We start from the raw sequence: 18,091 nt of genomic DNA, 5'->3' as shown, positions 1-18,091 counted from the left end.
GCCGTAGTAGCGTGCATCACTGGTCATGTGAAGAACCACACAGGCCTTAACTGAATCTCTCAATCGGAGACCCCCGATGCTCTGCCAGCACCAGCCATCCTGCCCCTCCGCCGCCGACGTCGACCGAGAGGCCGCCAAGATCACGGCGAGCCACCCCGAACAGGGGTGGAGCCTCCTTTGCAACGGCGTGATCGTCTTTGAGGACACCGGGGAGCTTCTGCCCGATTGCAGCGTGATTGAGCCGCACCGGGGTCCGGCTCCTCACACACTCGTCAGCGCCGCGTAGCGTAACGCTCCGTAGTCACGAGCCCGTCACTCTTCGTACGCGGAGGTGGGCGGGCACGCGCACACCAGGTTCCGGTCGCCGTAGCTGTCGTCGATCCTGCGCACCGGCGGCCAGTACTTGGCCTCCCGCGCGGCCGCGCTGGGGTAGGCCGCCACCGACCGCGGATATGCGTGCTCCCACTCGTCGGCCGTGACCGCCGCCGCCGTGTGCGGCGCGTTCACGAGCGGGTTGTCCGCGGCGGGCCACTCGCCCGCCGCGACCCGGTCGATCTCCCCCTTGATCGCGATCATCGCGTCGCAGAAGCGGTCCAGCTCGCCCAGGTCCTCGCTCTCGGTCGGCTCGACCATGAGGGTGCCGGCGACCGGGAACGACATGGTCGGGGCGTGGAAGCCGTAGTCGATGAGCCGCTTCGCGACGTCGGCGACGGTCACGCCGCTCGCCCTGGTGATCCCGCGCAGGTCCAGGATGCACTCGTGCGCGACGAGGTGCTCCGCGCCGCTGTAGAGCACCGGGTAGTGCTCGCGCAGCCGGGCCGCCACGTAGTTGGCCGCCAGCACCGCGGTCGCCGTCGCCCGGCTCAGCCCCTCCGGGCCCATCAGCCGCAGGTACGCCCACGGGATCGGCAGGATCCCGGCGGAGCCCCACGGCGCGGCCGAGACCGGCCCGACCGGCGCGTCGGCCGCCAGAAACGGGTGCGACGGCAGGTACTTCGCCAGGTGCGAGCGCACCGCCACCGGCCCGACACCGGGGCCGCCGCCGCCGTGCGGGATGCAGAACGTCTTGTGCAGGTTGAGGTGCGACACGTCGGCGCCGAACTTGCCCGGCTTGGCGTAGCCGAGCAGCGCGTTGAGGTTGGCACCGTCGACGTAGACCTGCCCGCCGGCCTCGTGCACCTTCGCGCACAGGTCGGCGATGCCGGTCTCGTACACGCCGTGCGTCGACGGGTACGTCACCATGATCGCGGCGAGCCGCTCGCGGTGCTGCTCGATCTTCTTGTCCAGGTCGCCCAGGTCGACGTTGCCGAGCTCGTCGCAGGCGACGACGGCGACCCGCATGCCGGCCATCACGGCGCTGGCGGCGTTGGTGCCGTGTGCGCTGGACGGGATCAGGCACACGTCCCGCCCGGTGTCGCCGCGGTCCAGGTGGTAGGCCCGGATCGCCAGCAGCCCGGCCAGCTCGCCCTGCGATCCGGCGTTGGGCTGCAGGCTCACGGCGTCGTAGCCGGTCACCTCGGCCAGCCAGCGCTCGAGGTCGCCGATCAGCCGGCGGTACCCCTGGGTCTGCGACGCCGGCGCGAACGGGTGCACGTCGGCGAACTCGGGCCAGGTGATCGGCTCCATCTCGGTCGTCGCGTTGAGCTTCATCGTGCACGACCCCAGCGGGATCATGCCCCGGTCGAGCGCGTAGTCCTTGTCGGAGAGCTTGCGCAGGTATCGCAGCATCGCCGTCTCCGACCGGTGGCTGGAGAACACCGGGTGGGTCAGGTACGCCGACGCGCGGCGCAGCCCGGCCGGCACCGCGTCGGCGTTGTCCAGCTCGGTCACGTCCGCGTGGGACAGCCCGAACGCGGCGAGCACGTCGCGCAGGTGGTCGAACGTGGTGGTCTCGTCGCAGGCGATGGCGACCCGGTCGGCATCGACGAGGCGCAGGTTGATCCCCCGCGCGGCGGCGGCCTCGACGACCGGCCCGGCCTGGCCCGGCACGACGGCGGTGACGGTGTCGAAGAACGCGAGGTGCTCGGTGGCGACCCCGCCGGCGCGCAGGCCCGCGGCGAGCCGGACGGCCATGTCGTGGGTGCGGGCGGCGATGGCGCGCAGCCCGTCCGGGCCGTGGTACACCGCGTACATGCTCGCGGTCACCGCGAGCAGCACCTGCGCGGTGCAGATGTTGCTGGTCGCCTTCTCCCGGCGGATGTGCTGCTCGCGCGTCTGCAGCGCAAGCCGGTAGGCGGACGCGCCGCCGGCGTCCTTCGACACGCCGACGAGCCGGCCGGGCAGCGTGCGCTCCAGGCCCTGGCGGACCGAGATGTACCCGGCGTGCGGGCCGCCGAAGCCCATCGGCACACCGAAGCGCTGGGCGCTGCCGACGGCGACGTCGGCGCCGATCGCGCCGGGCTCGCGCAGCACGCACAGCGCCAGCAGGTCGGCGGCGACGGTGACGATCGCGCCCCGCTCGTGGGCCCGCGCGACGAGGGCCTCGTGGTCGCGGACCGCCCCGGAGGCGCCCGGATACTGCAGGTGCAGCCCGAAGAACTCGGCCGGCAGCTCCTGCACCGCGAGGTCGAGGACGCGCACCTCGATGCCGATCGGCTCGGCCCGGGTCCGGATCACGGCGAGGGTCTGCGGCAGCACGTCGGCGTCCACGACGTACACCTCGGACTTGACCCTGGACGAACGGCGGGCGAGGGTCATCGCCTCGGCCGCGGCGGTGGCCTCGTCCAGCAGCGACGCCCCGGCGACCGGCAGCCCGGTCAGGTCGGCCACGACCGTCTGGAAGTTCAGCAGCGCCTCGAGCCGCCCCTGGCTGATCTCCGGCTGGTACGGCGTGTACGCCGTGTACCACGACGGGTCCTCGAGCACGTTGCGCACGATCACCGGCGGCGTGTGCGTGCCGTGGTAGCCCAGGCCGATCATCGACACGAGCGGCCGGTTGGCCGAGGCGAGCGCGCGCAGCTCCGCGAGCACCTGCGCCTCCGACGCCGCCGGCGGCAGCTCGAGCGGCTTGTGCCAGCGGATCGAGCCGGGGATCGCGGCGGTCATGAGATCCTCGACCGACTCGTATCCGACGGCCTTGAGCATGCGGGCCTGGTCGTCGGCGGAGGGGCCGATGTGCCGCGCGGCGAAACTCGTCATAGCCACACTCTCTGGGTCTCGCGGGACAGGGGCGATGCGATGCGCTCCTCCCCCTCTGTCGCAGACTCCAGAGGTGCCAACCCGTCGCGGTCCTTTTGCCTGAGAGGTTCCGGGGAGGAGTTGCCCCTTCGGCGCCGCCGTCCGTTGGTCAACGGTGGTCTCTCCCGCGCGGGTATTGCCGGCCCGCCTACCCTACCTCCTGTGCAGGACCTGACCATCGTGGCGTCGCACACGATCTACTCCGCCGTCGTCGGCTCCCGCGCCTACGGCCTCGACGGACCGGACTCCGACACCGACCGCCGCGGCGTCTTCCAGGCGCCGACCCCGCTGTTCTGGCGCCTGGACAAACCGCCAGCGCACATCGAGGGCCCGCTGCCGGAGCAGTTCTCGTGGGAGGTCGAGCGCGTCTGCACGCTCGCGCTGGCCGCCAACCCGACGGTCTGGGAGTGCCTGTCCTCCCCGCTTGTCGAGCGGGTCACCGACGCCGGCCGGGCCCTGCTCGACCTGCGCCCGGCGTTCCTGTCGCGCCGGGCCGCCCGCACCTACGGCGACTACGCCCGCGACCAGCTGGCCAAGCTCACCGCGGCCCGCGCGAAGACCGGCGAGGTGCGCTGGAAGCAGGCGATGCACATGGCCCGCCTGCTGCGCGCCGGGGCCCACGTGCTGCGCACCGGCGAGGTCCTGGTCGACGTCTCCGCCGTCCGCGACGAGCTGCTCGCCATCCGCCGCGGCGAGCTCACCTGGGAGGAGTTCGAGGCCCTGGCCGCCTCGCTGTCCGCCGAGCTGCGGCGCGCGGAGTCCGCCTCCACCCTGCCGGAGGAGCCGGACCGCCCGGCGGTCGAGGAGTTCCTGGTGGAGCTGCGGGCCCGTGCATCGGTACCAGCATCGGTACCGCACGTGCCCGCCCCGCCGCCGCTGCCGGTCCTTGACGACATGGACGACGTGCCGCCGTGGGCGGGCGACGTGGCCGACGAACACCCCTACCCGCTCGTCTTCGCCACGGTGAGCGGCGCCCACCTGTACGGCTTCGCGTCCGTCGACTCGGACCTCGACCTGCGCGCCTGCCACGTCCTGCCCCTCGACGAGGTGGTGGGCCTGACGACGGGCCCGCAGACGGTCGAGTCGGGCGGCGTCCGCGAGGGCATGGAGCTGGACGTGGTCAGCCAGGAGCTCGCCAAGTTCGTCCGCCTGCTGCTCAAACCCAACGGGTACGTCCTGGAGCAGTTGCTCTCGCCCCTGCTCGTGCGCACCTCCCCGCTGCACGAGGAGCTCAGGGCGCTCGCGCCGCATTGCCTGACCCCCGAGCACGCCCGCCACTACCTGGGCTTCGCCGCGGGCCAGTGGCAGCTGTACCTCAAGACCGGCGAGCTGAAGCCGGCCCTCTACACCCTGCGCGTGCTGCACACCGGCCTCCACCTGATGCGCACCGGCGAGGTGGAGGCGGACCTACGGGTGCTCAACACCCTCCCGTACGTCCCCGGCCTGATCGAGGCCAAGCGGGCCGGCGAGCACCACGCGCTGCCGCCGGACCTGGTGGACCCGGAGACCCTGGCCGCCGACGTGGCGCGCCTGACCGCCGAGCTGGAGGCCGCCCGCGACGCCTCGAAGCTCCCGGCCACCCCGTCCGCCGGCCCGGCCCTCAACGACCTCGTCATCCGCACCCGCCTGCGCCGCTGACACGCCCCCGCATCGCCGCACCCGCCGGCGCCCGGATACGGTCGTTCGCGTGCAGGAACGCGGCGGGGGCGGCGATGGCCGGGGCCCCGTCGGTGCGGGTGCCGCGGGTGGCCGGCTCGGCGCCGACGCCCGCGAGTCAGCCCGCGCGAAGACCGCCTACACCGACTGGACCGTGGAGGCCCTGGACGACGCCCTGCGGCACCGGACCCCGCGGATCGGCCAGGCGCCGAGACGGTCGACGAGATCCTCGCCCGAGCCTGGACGGAGGCGGCAGTTTGAGCGCAACCGACAGCACGAACGGCACCGGCGAAACCAACGGCAGTAACGACGCAGACGGCACGAACGGAATCGGCGACGCAAACGGCACCGACAGCACCATCGGCGCTGAAGCCACGAACGGGACCGACGACGCGAACAGCACCAGCGGCATGGACGACCGCCCGCCCCAGTACGCCCCCGGGCCGCACACCCCCACGCCGGCCGTCGCCGCGCCGGCCGGGTCCCGCGCGGACGCCATTACCGCGTTCCACGCCGGACTGGACGGCCCGACGTGGAACATCGCGGGCTGGGGCAGCGCCGAGCTGCAGCGCGTGCGCTTCGAGGCCCTGCTGCGCGCGGCCGCCTACCGCGGCGGCTCAGTCCTCGACTGGGGCTGCGGCCCCGCCGACCTCTACTTCCACCTGCGCTCCGTGAACCGCTCCATGAACCTCCCCGTCGACTACACCGGCGTGGACCTCGACCCGCGCATGGTCGAGCTGGCCACGTCCCGCGGCGCCCCGAACGTCGCCCTGCTGGCTCAGGGCCACGCCCCCGAGGGCCGCTACGACTACGTCTTCGCGAGCGGCATCTTCCAGTTCGCCGACCCGGAAGACCCCCTCTACTACCTCACTATCTTAGAACACATGTACGACATTTCCCGGCGGGCGGTGGCCGTGAACTTCCTCAGCGCCCAGCGCCCCGAGGCCGCCAAGGCCCCGGACGAGCTCTACGTGGACCCGGCCGTGGCGGCCCGCTTCGCCGCCGCGCTGACCGACCGGTGGGTCATCGACCACGGCTATCACCCGCAGGCGGGCGACTTCACGCTCGCCCTGCTCAGGTAGCGTCGCCCGAGCGTCACGGGCGGCAGCGGGCCGAGTTGGGGTCGATCATCAGCAGGGACGCGTCGACGGCCTCGAAGTCGGAGCCCTTCAGGGCCTTGAGGGCGTCGAGCTGGTTGTTGCTCCACCGGTCGTCCTGCGTCCCCGAGAAGTACCAGGGCGAACCGTTGTCGGCCAGGATCGCGCCGTACGTCTTCAGGGCCTGGGCGACCGCGCGCGCCTGCGGCGGGTACTTCGAGATGTCCACCGACGCCTTGAGGCGGAACCGCGCGCCCATCGGCGGCAGGCTCGCATCGGTGGCGTCGGAGGCGGCGTGGCGGGCCGGCCAGACGTACGACTTGCGGGTCTTCGGCGCGGTGAACCGGATGGCGTGGTCGATCCGGCCCGCGGCGGCCTCGTCGGCGCGCGGCAGGCCCGGCAGGATCGGCAGGCCGGCCGCGTCCGCCGACGTCCAGCCGGCCTTGCGCAGGGCGTTGCCGCGCAGGTCGTAGACGGCGCCGGAGCCGGCCCGCCACGAGCCGTCGGGGTTGGGGTGGGCGTCGAACAGCTCGTACGCCTTGCACGCCGCGCTGTCCTGCAGGATCACGTGCCGGTCGCCGCCGGCGGCGGCGCCGCCCTCGATGCGGGCGTTGCGCGGGATCGGGTACGGGCCGGGGTCGCTCTCGCCGGCGTAGGAGAACGTGACCTTGACCTTCGCCTGGCCGGTGGGGACGGCGGTGACCGGGATGCCGAACGGGGCGCCGTCGATCAGGCCGGCGCCGAAGTCGGGGTGGGCGTGCGCCGCCGCGCCGATGCTGGCCACCCAGGCGGCGGAGTCGCGGTGGACCGGCAGCTTGGAGACATCGGCGTGCCAGACGTTGTCGGCCGGGAAGACGGTGCACGGTGCGGCGGCGGTTGGCGAGGCCGAGCCCGACGGGGCCGCGCCGAGGGCACCCTGGGCCGCCGGGAGCGCGGAGGCGTCCGCCGAAGGCGTTGTGGCCGGCGGCTTCGGCGCGGAAGGCGAGCATCCCTGCAGTACCAAAACGGCTACAACGGCAGCGGTCCGCCTCATGCCGCCGGACGCTACCGCCCCGGCCCGCCGCGCCTGCACGGGGTCACCCGTGTGGACTGTTAGCATTCCCGGCGTGGCAGACCGGCAGGGTCTCGGGCCGGTGCTCACCGTCCCGAACCTCATCAGCTTCATGCGCCTGCTCGGCGTGCCATTGTTCCTGTACCTGTTCCTCGCCACCGACGCGACGGGCTGGGCGGTCGCCGTGCTCGCCGTCGGCGGGCTGAGCGACTGGGTGGACGGGTTCGCCGCGCGGCGGCTCAAGCAGGTCAGCCGGCTGGGCGAGCTGCTCGACCCGCTCGCCGACCGGCTGTACATCCTGGCCACGCTGTTCGCGCTGACGTTCGAGCACGTCGTGCCGTGGTGGTTCACGATCGCGCTGCTCGCCCGCGAGGCCGTGATGGTGCTGTGCCTGGTCGTGCTGCGGATCCTCGGCCACGGGCCGCCGCCGGTGCACTACGTGGGCAAGACCGCCACCGCGATCCTGCTCATGGGCTTCCCGATGATGCTGCTGGCGCACTTCAGCGAGGCGGCGCGGCCGTGGGCGCAGCCCAGCGGCTGGGCCCTGCTGTGGTGGGGCATCGTGCTGTACTGGGTCGCCGCCGTCTTCTACTTCATCCAGGCGGCCATCCACGTGCGCGCCGGACGCGCCACGGCCGCCGGGGTTCCGTGACCGGCCCGGAGCGAAGCGGCGCCTGGTCTGGGTCGATCCTCGCGAAGCCTCATCGAGCCAGACTGGGCGGCGCCTGGTCTGGGTCGATCCTCGCGAAGCCTCATCGAGCCAGACTGGGCGGAGGGGCCGGGCACCGGCTGGCTCAGCCTTCAGGTCACGCAACCGACGAGCGAAGCGAGGAGGGCGCGTGACCTCGCCGCGCCGCGACGATCTGCTCGGCGAGCTGTTCCGCAACCCGCTCGACCCCGGGTACGCCGCCGCGGCGGCCCGTCGCGGTGGCGCGGCACCGCCACCGTCCGGGCGCTGGCTGACGGCCGCGGCGACGCTCGCCATCGGCTTCCTGTTCGCCGTCGCCTACCACCAGGTGGTCGCCGCCGCGCCAAGCACCACGAAGGCCCGCGACGACCTGGTCGCCGACGTCCGCTCGCGCCAGCGCACCGCCGACGACCTGCAGCGGCGCGCCGCCGAGCTGCGCGCCCAGGTCGACCAGGCCCGCGACGCCGCGCTCGCCGACGGCGACAACGCGTCGCGGTTGCGCAACCTCGCGGCCGGGACCGGCACGAGCAAGGTCACCGGCGACGGGGTCGCGGTGCGCGTCGTCGACGCGCCGGCGCAGGTCGACCCGGTGACCGGCCGTACCGCCGACGAGAACCTCGGCCTGGTGCTCGACCGCGATCTGCAGGACATCACCAACGGGCTGTGGCAGAACGGCGCCGAGGCGGTGGCGGTGAACGGGCAGCGCCTGACGGCGACGAGCACGATCCGGACCGCCGGCGGCGTGATCCTGGTCGACTTCCGGCCGGTCACCAGCCCCTACGAGGTCACCGCGATCGGGCCGCCGGACATCGCCGACACCTTCGGCCGGTCCGTCACCGCGAAGCGCTTCAAGCGGTACGTCGACGAGTACCGGATGCAGTTCAGCGTGAAGAAGCGCACGAAGCTGACCCTCGCCGCGGCCGCCGAGCCGCCGCTGCGGTACGCCAGAACTCCCTCGCCCTCTCCCTCTGGAGGTCCAACGCGATGATCGCCGTGATCGCCCTGGCCATCGGGGTTGCGGCCGGAATCTTCCTCGAGCCGACCGTGCCGCTGGGGCTGGCGCCGTACCTGCCGATCGCCGTGGTCGCGGCGCTCGACGCGGTGTTCGGCGGGGTCCGGGCCAAGCTCGACGGCATCTTCGACGACAAGCAGTTCGTCGTGTCGTTCGTGTCCAACGTGCTGGTGGCGGCGCTGATCGTGTACCTCGGCGACAAGCTCGGGGTCGGCGGGCAGCTCTCCACCGGGGTGGTGGTCGTGCTCGGCGTGCGGATCTTCGGCAACGTGGCGGCGATCCGGCGTCACCTCTTCCGGGCCTGACCGTGCGGAGTGCCCAGCCGTGAAGAAGCCGGCCAACCTCGTCATCGCCGTCCTGGTCGCGCTGCTCGGCTTCGCCGTGGCGGTGCAGTTCAACGCGGGCGGGTCCGACGCCGAGCTGTCCTCCGCCCGGCCGGAGGACCTCGTGCGGATCCTCTCCGACCTCGACGCCCAGCAGGAGCGGCTGCGCGGCGAGATCAGCGACCTCGAGGACACGCAGCGGCAGCTCGACTCGGGCGCGCAGGGCCGCGACGCCGCGCTCGCCGACGCCCGCAAGCGCGCCGACGAGCTGGGGATCCTCGCGGGCACCCTGCCGGCCGAGGGGCCGGGGCTGCAGATCGACCTCATGCAGGGTACCGACGCTATAAAGTCCGAAACGGTCCTCGACGCCATCGAGGAGCTGCGCGGCGCCGGCGCCGAGGCGATGCAGATCGCCGGGGCGGGCGGGTCGGCGGTGCGCATCGTCGCTTCGACGTACTTCGTGGACGGCCCGGAAGGGGGCCGCCTCGTGGTCGACGGGACGACGCTCGCCGCGCCATATACGATCACCGTCATCGGAGGTCCGGACACCATGCGGACGGCGCTGAACATCCCGGGAGGGGTCGTGGACAGTGTTCGCCAGCACGGCGGTACGGTTTCCGTGCGCGAAGCGGATCCGGTGCACGTGACCGCGTTGCACACTGCCGGTGCGTTGCAGTACGCCAAGCCCGCCTGACGAAGAAGGACGCGACGTGATTCCCGAGGATCTGCGGTACACCGCCGAACACGAGTGGCTCGCCCCCGCCGGCGAGGCCACGTTCAAGGTCGGCATCACGCATTTCGCGCAGGACTCCCTGGGCGACATCGTGTTCGTGCAACTGCCCGAGGTCGGCGCCGCCTACCAGGCCGGCGACGCGCTCGGCGAGGTCGAGTCGACCAAGAGCGTGTCGGAGATCTACGCGCCCGTCTCCGGCGAGGTCGTCGCGGTGAACCCGGCGCTGGAGGGCGCACCCGAGCTCATCAACTCCGATCCGTACGGCGAGGGCTGGCTGGTCGAGCTCAAGGTTGCCGACTCGGCCGCGGTCGACGCCCTGCTCGACGCCAAGGCCTACGGCGAACTTACCGTCGGCTGACCGTCCGAATTCCGCCTGTCCCTTGCCGCGCGTCCGGTTGACCCGTTATTTCGGGCGTGACTAGGCTCGCTCAGTCAACCGTATGCGTTCTTGGCATTCTGATGCATCCTTCGTGTGCATCGTGGAATGCAGCCGGTAGACACCGACATACGACCGTGAGGTGGTTCGATGACGCGCCCAGACGACGAGTTCCCCCCGCTCGACGTCACGTCCACGCTCAACCTTGGCGCCATTGAGGATGCCATCGAGGGGCCGGACACTGACATGGTCCCCACGCGCATGTCGGGTTCGCTGCCGCCTGGCACCGCACTGCTCGCGGTCCGCCGCGGCCCGAACGCCGGCGCGCGCTTCCTGCTCGACCATGACGTGACGACGAGCGGTCGGCACCCCGACAGTGACATCTTCCTCGACGACGTGACGGTCTCGCGCCGCCACGCCGAGTTCCACCGCGAGGGCGGCACCTTCACGGTGCGCGACGTCGGCAGCCTCAACGGCACGTACGTCAACCGCGAGCGTGTCGAGGCCGCTACGCTCAGCAACGGCGACGAGGTCCAGATCGGCAAGTTCCGCCTCGTATTCGTGGCAGGACCGCGCCCCGACGAGAGCTGAGGCGATGACGGCGTCGGCGGCCGCCTGGAACTCTGCTACCCCGGGTGAGGAACTCACCCGGGGCGAGCGTCTCATGAGTATCGGCGAGGTGCTCGCGCACCTGCGCGGCGAATTCCCGGACGTCACCATCTCCAAGCTGCGGTTCCTGGAGACCGAGGGGCTCGTCGAGCCACGACGCACCCCGGCCGGGTACCGCAAGTACACCTGGACGGACGTCGCCCGGCTCCGCTACGTGCTGACCGCCCAGCGTGACCAGTACCTCCCGCTTCGCGTCATTCGCGAGCATCTGGCCACGATGCGGGAGCCCCTGACCGAGGTTTCCGCGGTGGTACCGCAGGAGGCCCCCGCCGAGGTCCGGCTCACCCGCGACGAGCTGCTGACCAAGACCGGCCTGACCGACGCCGGACTCAAGGCGCTGGAGGATCACGGCCTGCTCAAGCCCCGCCTCGGCAGCGGCTACGACGCCGACGCTCTGGAGGTCGCCATCGCCGCGGCCCGCCTGGCGGAGTTCGGGGTCGAGCCGCGGCACCTGCGCGCGTACCGGGCCGCCGCCGACCGCGAGATCGGCCTGTTCAGCCAGCTCATCACCCCGCTGACCAGGCAGAACGGCCCTGCGGGCCGCGCCCGCGCGGCCGACACCGTGCACGAGCTCGCCGCACTCACCCAGCGCGTGCACGCCGCCCTGGTCCGCACGGGCCTACGGGAAATCCTGGGTAAATAACCGATTTCCGCTCCGTTTTCCGCGGGCGATCTTCACCACTCGGCACGCCACACGGGCCTTGCGAGTGGCACGACTGCGGTGGAGTCCGTGTAACGTGCAGGGAGAGGGAAGTCGACACGGAGGCGGCGGCAGTGCGAGAGCTGAATGTGGTCGGGGTTCGCGTGGAGCTGCCTACCAATCAGCCCATCGTGTTGCTCAAGGAGGTCGACGGCGACCGCTACCTGCCGATCTGGATCGGCGCGGTGGAGGCAACCGCGATCGCCTACGAGCAGCAGGGGGTCAAGCCGGCCCGGCCGCTCACCCACGACCTGATGCGCGACATGCTGGCGGCCTTGAAGGCACCGCTGCACGCCGTCGAGATCGTGGAGATGCGCGACAACATCTTCTACGCTGAGCTCGTCATCGGCGAAAACGTCCGGGTCTCGGCCCGCCCGAGCGACTCGATCGCTCTGGCCCTGCGCGTAGGCGCCCCGATCCGCTGTGCCGACCAGGTCCTGACCGAGGCCGCGATCGTCATCCCGGACGAGCAGGAGGACGAGGTCGAAAAGTTCCGCGAGTTCCTGGAGCAGGTCCGCCCGGAGGACTTCGCCGGCTGACCGCCCTCCCACCAAGGGAGGACCGGCACCCGACACCCACCCCGGGCGGGCAGCTCCGGCCAATCCGCACCTCAGCAGCGCAGGGCATTCACCGGTTCGGTTGCGTTCGTGGTCCGGGTTTCGCGGTTCTGGCGAGCCAGGGGTAGGCACGGTCGCGCAGGAGCCCAGTCCTCAGTACGGCGCGCCCAGCGCCCCACCCCTCGGCCCGGCCGACAATCCCGCCCCCCGGAGGCCTCCCATTCCGAGTCCAATTGTTCGATTAAGCCGGATTTGCGGCTTTTATGTCGCCAGCAGTGCCGACTCAGAGTGAGCGACACTCACCGACAGTGGGCTTGCACCCAAGCGAACGAGCACCCGTCTCACTCCGAGGCACGCGCCTCACCCAGACGTGCGGCGCTTCCATGATCGCGGAGTGACGGAGTGAAGGTGCTGCTCCTTGGACGCCGTGATGAGTCGAAAATAGGCCGCGGGGTGGGGTCGAAGCGGACGGGAGAGGGCAGTCGTCGTTGCCGTGCCGGCCGTCCGGGTTGGCGCAAGATCACGTGTAAAAGATGGCTGCTATCGCAGCCATTTTTTACACAGTCCCCAGTAGCAGGTCGGGCATCAGGCGCTCCGCGGCGTCGAGGTCGTACATCCGGCGGATCTCGGTGATCAGGCCGGACTCGTTCACCGTCAGGAACTCGGCCAGGCGGAACGTCTCGCCGGACAGGGTGCAGTCGTAGATCAGGGCGGCGCGGCGCTTGATCGCCGTCCGGGAGAAGACCGCGATCGAGTCCAGGGCCGCGGGGTGAAAGTCGGACGGGGAGGGCATTTTCGGCCATCCTGGATAGTCGGCACGGCAACGGTGGATCATGGTGAACTGGGTGTCCGCCCGGCGGCTGCTGCATGATCGCGGAAACTTTGCGCTGGCCCGTTGTGGCAGGGGTTTCGGGACAGCCGGACCTAAGCTAGGGCTCGCCTCCACGCGCGCAACCGCAGCACCCGCCCTTGGTCACGTCCGCTCAGCGGACACACCCGGTCCGCCTGCCCGCTGGCACAGCGACGCCACTCGACCCGCCACGCGGAGCGCAGTGACGCGACCCAGCCTCGCCCGCCGCCCCGCCGGCACAGCGACGGCACTCGACCCGCCACGCGGAGCGCAGTGACGCGACCCAGCCCCGCCCGCCGCCCCGCCGGCACAGCGACGCCACCTGGTCCGCCCCGCGGGCGCAGTGAAGCGATCTGGCCCGGCCCGCGGGCGCAGTGCGGCGCTGCAGCGTAGGCCTGTTCGAGATCAACGAGGCGGCGCAGTCGGTCACCGATGCCGGGCACCCGGACGCGAACATCGTCTTCGGCACGGCCGTGGCCGCGCCGGTGCCGCCGGGCGCCCGGACGCAAACGTTGTCGTCCTCGGTGCGGCCGTGGCCGTGCCGGTGCGGCCATGCCGCCTGGACAAGCTGCGCGGCCGCGGCCAAACCGGTGCGACCATGCACCCGGACGCGCTGTGCGGCCGTGGCCGTGTGGCGCCGGGCGTCTGGGGGATCATTGGTGTGATTCGCGGGTCGGTAGGCGGCTCGCCCTTCCGGGCTCGTGGTTCACCTGGGTCAGTTCCGGGAACGCGTGCGCCGCGAGGCGGATCGCCGGGTAGCGTCGAGCGTGGTCAACCGCACCGTCGGGGCCCGCCGCCGGCGGTGAAATCCCGCCGCCCGCTGACGCGCGCAAGATTCGTGCACCGACACGGCGGCGTGTCGCGGCGTTACCTCCCCGCAGACCCTCAAGGTGCGCTATAGGGTTGCGGGTGTTGACGCTGGAGGTGGGTCGCAATGCAACAGCCGCCCGATCCCGGGATACCCGGTCATGCCCCTGAGCACGGCCAGGTGACGCCCTCGAACACGGGTTCACGCATGGCCTCCGACAAGCCGATGACCGCCGCCGGCATGCCCGGCGCGGGCAACACGGGCACGAGCGCCGGCCACGCGGGCATCGGTGCGGGCAACCGCGCGGTGGCCCACAGCGCGGGCGCCCCGGCCGGCACCGGCGCGCCAGGGTCCGCCGCGGGGACGAGCATCGCCGAGGCCGAGGACGTCGGCTACCGCGGCCCGACCGCCTGCCACGCCGCCGGCATCAGCTACCGCCAGCTCGACTACTGGGCCCGCACCGGTCTCGTCGTCCCCTCCGTGCGCGACGCCACCGGCTCCGGCAGCCAGCGCCTGTACTCGTTCCGCGACATCGTCGTGCTCAAGGTCGTCAAGCGCCTCCTCGACGCCGGTGTCTCCCTCCAGAACATCCGCAAGGCGATCGACACCCTGCGCTCCCGCGGCGTCGGTGACCTCGCCGGGATCACGCTCATCTCCGACGGGACCACCGTCTACGAGTGCCGCTCCCCCGAAGAGGTCGTCGACCTCCTCCAGGGCGGCCAGGGCGTCTTCGGCATCGCGATCTCCGGCGCGTTCAAGGAGATCGAGGGCACCCTGTCGCACCTGCCCGCCGAGGCCGCCACCACGGGCGAGGAACTCCCCGCGCCCCCGGCCACCGGCACCAGCACCGACGAGGCCTTCGCCGCCGGCGACGAGCTCGCCATGCGCCGGGCCCGCCGCCGAGCCGGCTGACGCGACCCGAACCCGAACCCCAACGTCGGGCACGGAGGGCGCGGCCGGCGCGAGCTGACCCGTGCGCGCCCGGCTCCATCGTGACGCCCGGACCGGCGGCCCGGCCCCACCGACGAGCGTGACGGCCGTCCAGTGCGGGGCAGGAGCCACGAGCCGGACGACACCGACGTCGGCGAGGCACGACGCGACCCGTGACCCGCGGCCGCGTGGCGAGAGCGCGGTCAGCAGCGGCGCCAGCACGACGCCGAGCATCCTGCAGATCACTGGATCACCTCCTCGGTTCTGCCGGACACACTAGAACAGGGGTACGACAAGAATCGCCGCCGCCGTGGCACGAAAGGTGGGGTGCGCGGCGTTGCTGACGCGCCGGGCGGCGGCCAGGATCGAAGGCATGGCAGCTCAGCGGGTGTTGATCGTGATCTTCGAGGGAGTGCAGAGCCTCGATGTCACGGGGCCGCTCGAGGTCTTCGCGGCGGCCAACCTCGCCGAGGGCCCGGTGCGGTACGACATCGGGATCGCAAGCATCGGGGGCGCCCCGGTGCGCAGCTCGAGCGGCCTGCGGATGCTCCCCGACGTCGACCTCGCGGCGGCCGGGGCGGTGGATCTGATCATCGTGCCGGGCGGCGCGGGAACGAAGATCGGCGACCCGCGCCTGGTCGCGTGGCTGCGCGAGCGCGCGCCGGGCGCCAAGCGGCTGATGTCGGTGTGCACCGGGGCGTTCCTCCTGGCCGAGGCCGGACTGCTCGATGGGCGGCGCGCGACCACGCACTGGGACCACTGCTCGTCGCTGGCGCGGCGGTTCCCGGACGTGGCCGTCGACCCGGAGCCGATCTTCGTCCGCGACGGCCACCTGTCGACGTCGGCGGGCGTCACCGCGGGCATCGACCTGGCGCTCGCCCTGGTTGAGGACGACCTCGGGCGCGACGTCGCGCTCGCCATCGCCCGGCAGCTGGTGATGTTCCTGCGCCGGCCGGGCGGGCAGCTGCAGTTCAGCGTGCAACTGGCGGCGCAGGTCGCCGCGCGGGATCCGCTGCGGGAGGTCCAGCGGTACGCCGCCGAGCACCCCGCCGCCGACCTGTCCGTGCCCGCCCTGGCGAAGCGGGCCAACCTGTCGCCGCGGCAGTTCAGCCGGGCGTTCGCGGCCGAGGTGGGCACGCCGCCCGGGCGCTACGTCGACCGGGTGCGCCTCGAGGCCGCGCGCCGGCTGCTGGAGGAGAGGCGCTCGGGCGTGGAGGAGATCGCCCGCGCGTGCGGATACGGAACGCCGGAGGCGATGCGCCGCGCGTTCGTTCGGGAGCTGGGCGTCGGCCCGGCCGACTATCGGGAGCGATTCTAAAGTGCAAATTGCCATGGTGCTGTACCGCGGAATGACCGCCCTCGACATCGTAGGGCCGTACGAGGTACTGTCCCGACTGCCAGGCGCATCGATCGTCTTCGTCGCCTCGACGCCGGGCCCGGTAACGACGGACACGGGCACCCTCACGCTCGGCGCGACATCCGATTTCTCCAGCGTTTCCGCACCCGACGTCGTCGTCGTTCCCGGCGGACCCGACGTCGCCGCCCAGATCGCCGACGCTGCGCTGCACGAGTGGCTACGCTCCGTCGATGCCGGCGCGACGTGGATGACGTCGGTGTGCACCGGCTCGCTGATCCTCGCGGCCGCCGGGCTGCTGCGCGGGCGCCCGGCGACCTCGCACTGGCTGGTCGCCGAGCGGCTGCGCGAGTTCGGGGCGGTGCCATCGCCCGAGCGGGTGGTCGTCGACGGCCGATACGCGACCGCGGCCGGCGTGTCGGCCGGCATCGACCTGGCGCTCACGCTCGCGGGGCTGATCGCCGGGTCTGAGGTCGCGCAGGTGATCCAGCTGGCGATCGAGTACAACCCGCGGCCGCCGTTCGCGTCCGGCTCCCCAGCGACGGCCCCGGCCGAGGTGGTCGGCTTCGTGCGCGCCAACCGCCACCTCGTGGTGTCGTCGTAAGCTCCTGTTCGTGACGTTCCACGGCTGGCCGGTCGAGGCGCTCGAGTTCTACGACGGGCTCGAGGCGGACAATTCGAAGACGTACTGGACCGCGCACAAGGCGATCTACGAGGACCAGGTGCGCGGCCCGATGGCGGAGCTACTCGCCGAGCTCGAGGCCGAGTTCGGGCCGGCGAAGATCTTCCGTCCGTATCGTGACGTGCGCTTCAGCGCCGACAAGTCCCCCTACAAGACGTCGTGCGCGGCGTCGTTCGAGCGCGGCGGGTACATCCAGCTGACCGCGCAGGGCCTGGCCGCGGGCGCCGGCGCGTACATGATGGACTCGGCCCGCCTCGCCCGCTACCGCCAGTCCGTCGCCGACGACCTCACCGGCGAGCGGCTGGCCGTCATCGTCGCCGACCTGGAGGCGCGCGGCTGGTCGGTCACGTCGCACGAGCAGCTCAAGTCGGTACCGCGCGGCTTCGACAAGGAGCACCCGCGGGCCGGACTGCTGCGGCACAAGGGCCTGATCGCGTGGCACCAGTTCCCGCTGAAGCCCTGGCTGGGCACGGCGAAGGCCCGCACCCACGTGGAGGAGTTCCTCCGCGGCTGCCGCCCGCTGCAGGACTGGCTGGCCACGCACGCCGCCCAGCCGTAGCGCGATTTTTTGTCGTACCCCCGTTCTAACGTGTGGGGCAGGAACGGGGGTGGTGCCGATGAACAAGCGGACGGCGGGGGGTCAGGGCCGGCGTAGGTCCATGATCAGCGGCGGTGGGTTCGCTCGGGCCGGCAACGAGTGCCGCAGCGCCTGCCATGGTGGAAACGTATCGGCCTGATGCACATCGCCCACAGGAGTCACGATGACGGTTACTCAAATTGATCTTGACGATGACGCGCTGGCCGAGGCGATGCGACTGTCTGGCGCGCGGAGCAAGAAGGAGACGGTAAACCTTGCGTTGCGGGAGTATGCAGCTCGGCATCGCCGCATGGCCGCGCTCGATCACTACGCCGCCGCAGCTCAAGCCTGGGACTACGAGGCGTGGCAGGAGATGCGCTCGGCCGGCAAGGCGCCCGCTGCGTGATGCGCTACCTGGCCGACTCGTCGGCCCTGTGGCGACTGCTGCGCGACCCGGACGTGCGGGCCGGCTGGACTGACGTGATCTCTGATCACGCGATTGGATCGTGCCAGCCCCCCAACGCACCGAGTTTCGCCGCTGCGCCCGCAACCTCGACGAGTACGAGCAAATGACCTCGATGTTCGTTGATCTCTACCCGGACGTTCCGGTACCGAAGACGGCGTGGCAGTGGGTCGAGTCGGCGCAGTACCGCCTGCTGCGAGCCGGGGCGCATCGAGCGCTGTCCCGCGTAGATCTGCTGCTCTGCGCTTGTGCGGCCATCCGCGGACTCGTGGTCCTGCACGACGACAACGACTTCGTGGCGGCTGCCCGACACCTACCGGACCTGGCCGAACGACGGGTGCACTCGCTCCCTGAGATCACGTGATCCATGACGCCCGGCTGGCGGGCC

The 18,091-nt window shown here is 71.8% G+C and carries 20 protein-coding genes, 1 pseudogene and 1 riboswitch; of the genes and pseudogenes, 18 read left to right on the top strand and 3 right to left on the bottom strand.

Annotation, left to right across the window (positions count from 1 at the left end; genetic code table 11):
* The first annotated feature begins 76 nt into the window (after positions 1-76).
* Entirely contained in the window at positions 77-286 is a 210-nt protein-coding gene (locus ACGFI8_RS28840; protein ID WP_392809593.1) for a DUF5999 family protein, read from the top strand.
* 26 nt (positions 287-312) lie between these two features.
* On the opposite strand, the gene gcvP is transcribed toward ACGFI8_RS28840, so the two are convergent.
* Positions 313-3,138, bottom strand: coding sequence for an aminomethyl-transferring glycine dehydrogenase (gcvP, locus tag ACGFI8_RS28835; RefSeq protein ID WP_392809591.1), 2,826 nt, complete (start codon positions 3,136-3,138; stop codon positions 313-315).
* Between the two features lie 77 nt (positions 3,139-3,215).
* A riboswitch (glycine riboswitch) is annotated at positions 3,216-3,315 on the bottom strand.
* Between the two features lie 33 nt (positions 3,316-3,348).
* On the opposite strand from gcvP, the pseudogene ACGFI8_RS28830 reads away from it, so the two are divergent.
* The 3 genes and pseudogenes from ACGFI8_RS28830 to ACGFI8_RS28820 all read left to right on the top strand — a co-directional run.
* Positions 3,349-4,002: pseudogene (locus ACGFI8_RS28830) on the top strand (DNA polymerase beta superfamily protein); the annotation flags it as partial.
* A 69-nt stretch (positions 4,003-4,071) separates the two neighbouring features.
* Positions 4,072-4,815: a DNA polymerase beta superfamily protein gene (locus tag ACGFI8_RS28825; RefSeq protein ID WP_392809642.1), complete on the top strand. Its 744-nt coding sequence runs from the start codon at positions 4,072-4,074 to the stop codon at positions 4,813-4,815.
* Between the two features lie 275 nt (positions 4,816-5,090).
* Positions 5,091-5,915, top strand: coding sequence for a class I SAM-dependent methyltransferase (locus tag ACGFI8_RS28820; protein WP_392809589.1), 825 nt, complete (start codon positions 5,091-5,093; stop codon positions 5,913-5,915).
* Positions 5,916-5,928: 13 nt separating this feature from the next.
* Here ACGFI8_RS28820 and ACGFI8_RS28815 read toward each other — a convergent pair whose 3' ends face one another.
* Complete coding sequence (locus tag ACGFI8_RS28815) at positions 5,929-6,963, bottom strand: hypothetical protein (protein WP_392809586.1); 1,035 nt, start codon at positions 6,961-6,963, stop codon at positions 5,929-5,931.
* A 73-nt stretch (positions 6,964-7,036) separates the two neighbouring features.
* Here ACGFI8_RS28815 and ACGFI8_RS28810 point away from each other — a divergent pair, with 73 nt between their 5' ends.
* The 8 genes from ACGFI8_RS28810 (at position 7,037) to ACGFI8_RS28775 (ending at position 12,021) form a co-directional block, all read left to right on the top strand.
* Positions 7,037-7,633: a CDP-alcohol phosphatidyltransferase family protein gene (locus tag ACGFI8_RS28810; protein ID WP_392809585.1), complete on the top strand. Its 597-nt coding sequence runs from the start codon at positions 7,037-7,039 to the stop codon at positions 7,631-7,633.
* A 187-nt stretch (positions 7,634-7,820) separates the two neighbouring features.
* Positions 7,821-8,657: a DUF881 domain-containing protein gene (locus ACGFI8_RS28805; protein ID WP_392809583.1), complete on the top strand. Its 837-nt coding sequence runs from the start codon at positions 7,821-7,823 to the stop codon at positions 8,655-8,657.
* Complete coding sequence (locus ACGFI8_RS28800; protein ID WP_392809581.1) at positions 8,654-8,986, top strand: small basic family protein; 333 nt, start codon at positions 8,654-8,656, stop codon at positions 8,984-8,986. The genes ACGFI8_RS28805 and ACGFI8_RS28800 overlap by 4 nt, the downstream gene beginning before the upstream one ends.
* Before the next feature lie 19 nt (positions 8,987-9,005).
* Positions 9,006-9,698 (top strand): DUF881 domain-containing protein, encoded by a 693-nt coding sequence (locus ACGFI8_RS28795; protein ID WP_392809579.1) that lies wholly within the window; start codon positions 9,006-9,008, stop codon positions 9,696-9,698.
* A 16-nt stretch (positions 9,699-9,714) separates the two neighbouring features.
* Entirely contained in the window at positions 9,715-10,095 is a 381-nt protein-coding gene (gene gcvH / locus ACGFI8_RS28790) for a glycine cleavage system protein GcvH (protein ID WP_392809578.1), read from the top strand.
* Positions 10,096-10,263: 168 nt separating this feature from the next.
* Positions 10,264-10,704 carry an FHA domain-containing protein gene (locus ACGFI8_RS28785; protein ID WP_350557121.1) on the top strand — a complete coding sequence of 147 codons (441 nt, stop codon included), beginning with the start codon at positions 10,264-10,266 and terminating at the stop codon, positions 10,702-10,704.
* A gap of 73 nt (positions 10,705-10,777) precedes the next feature.
* Entirely contained in the window at positions 10,778-11,425 is a 648-nt protein-coding gene (locus tag ACGFI8_RS28780) for a MerR family transcriptional regulator (RefSeq protein WP_392809577.1), read from the top strand.
* A gap of 131 nt (positions 11,426-11,556) precedes the next feature.
* The gene (locus tag ACGFI8_RS28775) at positions 11,557-12,021 is read left to right on the top strand and encodes a bifunctional nuclease family protein (RefSeq protein WP_350557117.1); all 465 of its coding nucleotides are present in this window, start codon (positions 11,557-11,559) and stop codon (positions 12,019-12,021) included.
* 574 nt (positions 12,022-12,595) lie between these two features.
* Here the strand turns inward: ACGFI8_RS28775 and ACGFI8_RS28770 are convergent.
* The gene (locus ACGFI8_RS28770; RefSeq protein ID WP_392809575.1) at positions 12,596-12,832 is read right to left on the bottom strand and encodes a hypothetical protein; all 237 of its coding nucleotides are present in this window, start codon (positions 12,830-12,832) and stop codon (positions 12,596-12,598) included.
* Positions 12,833-13,904: 1,072 nt separating this feature from the next.
* Between ACGFI8_RS28770 and ACGFI8_RS28765 the strand changes: the two genes are divergently transcribed.
* From ACGFI8_RS28765 to ACGFI8_RS28740, 6 genes are all read left to right on the top strand, one after another.
* The gene (locus ACGFI8_RS28765) at positions 13,905-14,609 is read left to right on the top strand and encodes a MerR family transcriptional regulator (protein ID WP_392809574.1); all 705 of its coding nucleotides are present in this window, start codon (positions 13,905-13,907) and stop codon (positions 14,607-14,609) included.
* A gap of 391 nt (positions 14,610-15,000) precedes the next feature.
* On the top strand, positions 15,001-15,945 hold the full coding sequence (locus ACGFI8_RS28760) for a GlxA family transcriptional regulator (RefSeq protein WP_392809573.1): 945 nt from the start codon (positions 15,001-15,003) through the stop codon (positions 15,943-15,945).
* Positions 15,946-15,958: 13 nt separating this feature from the next.
* The gene (locus ACGFI8_RS28755) at positions 15,959-16,585 is read left to right on the top strand and encodes a DJ-1/PfpI family protein (RefSeq protein WP_392809572.1); all 627 of its coding nucleotides are present in this window, start codon (positions 15,959-15,961) and stop codon (positions 16,583-16,585) included.
* 10 nt (positions 16,586-16,595) lie between these two features.
* On the top strand, positions 16,596-17,222 hold the full coding sequence (locus ACGFI8_RS28750) for a DUF2461 domain-containing protein (protein ID WP_392809569.1): 627 nt from the start codon (positions 16,596-16,598) through the stop codon (positions 17,220-17,222).
* 202 nt (positions 17,223-17,424) lie between these two features.
* Complete coding sequence (locus ACGFI8_RS28745) at positions 17,425-17,646, top strand: type II toxin-antitoxin system VapB family antitoxin (RefSeq protein WP_392809567.1); 222 nt, start codon at positions 17,425-17,427, stop codon at positions 17,644-17,646.
* Positions 17,647-17,746: 100 nt separating this feature from the next.
* The gene (locus ACGFI8_RS28740; RefSeq protein ID WP_392809566.1) at positions 17,747-18,067 is read left to right on the top strand and encodes a hypothetical protein; all 321 of its coding nucleotides are present in this window, start codon (positions 17,747-17,749) and stop codon (positions 18,065-18,067) included.
* Positions 18,068-18,091 lie beyond the last annotated feature (24 nt).

The organism is Dactylosporangium sp. NPDC048998, from assembly GCF_043197855.1.
Classification (GTDB): Bacteria; Actinomycetota; Actinomycetes; order Mycobacteriales; family Micromonosporaceae; genus Dactylosporangium.
This window is presented reverse-complemented; position numbering and strand designations above follow the sequence as displayed.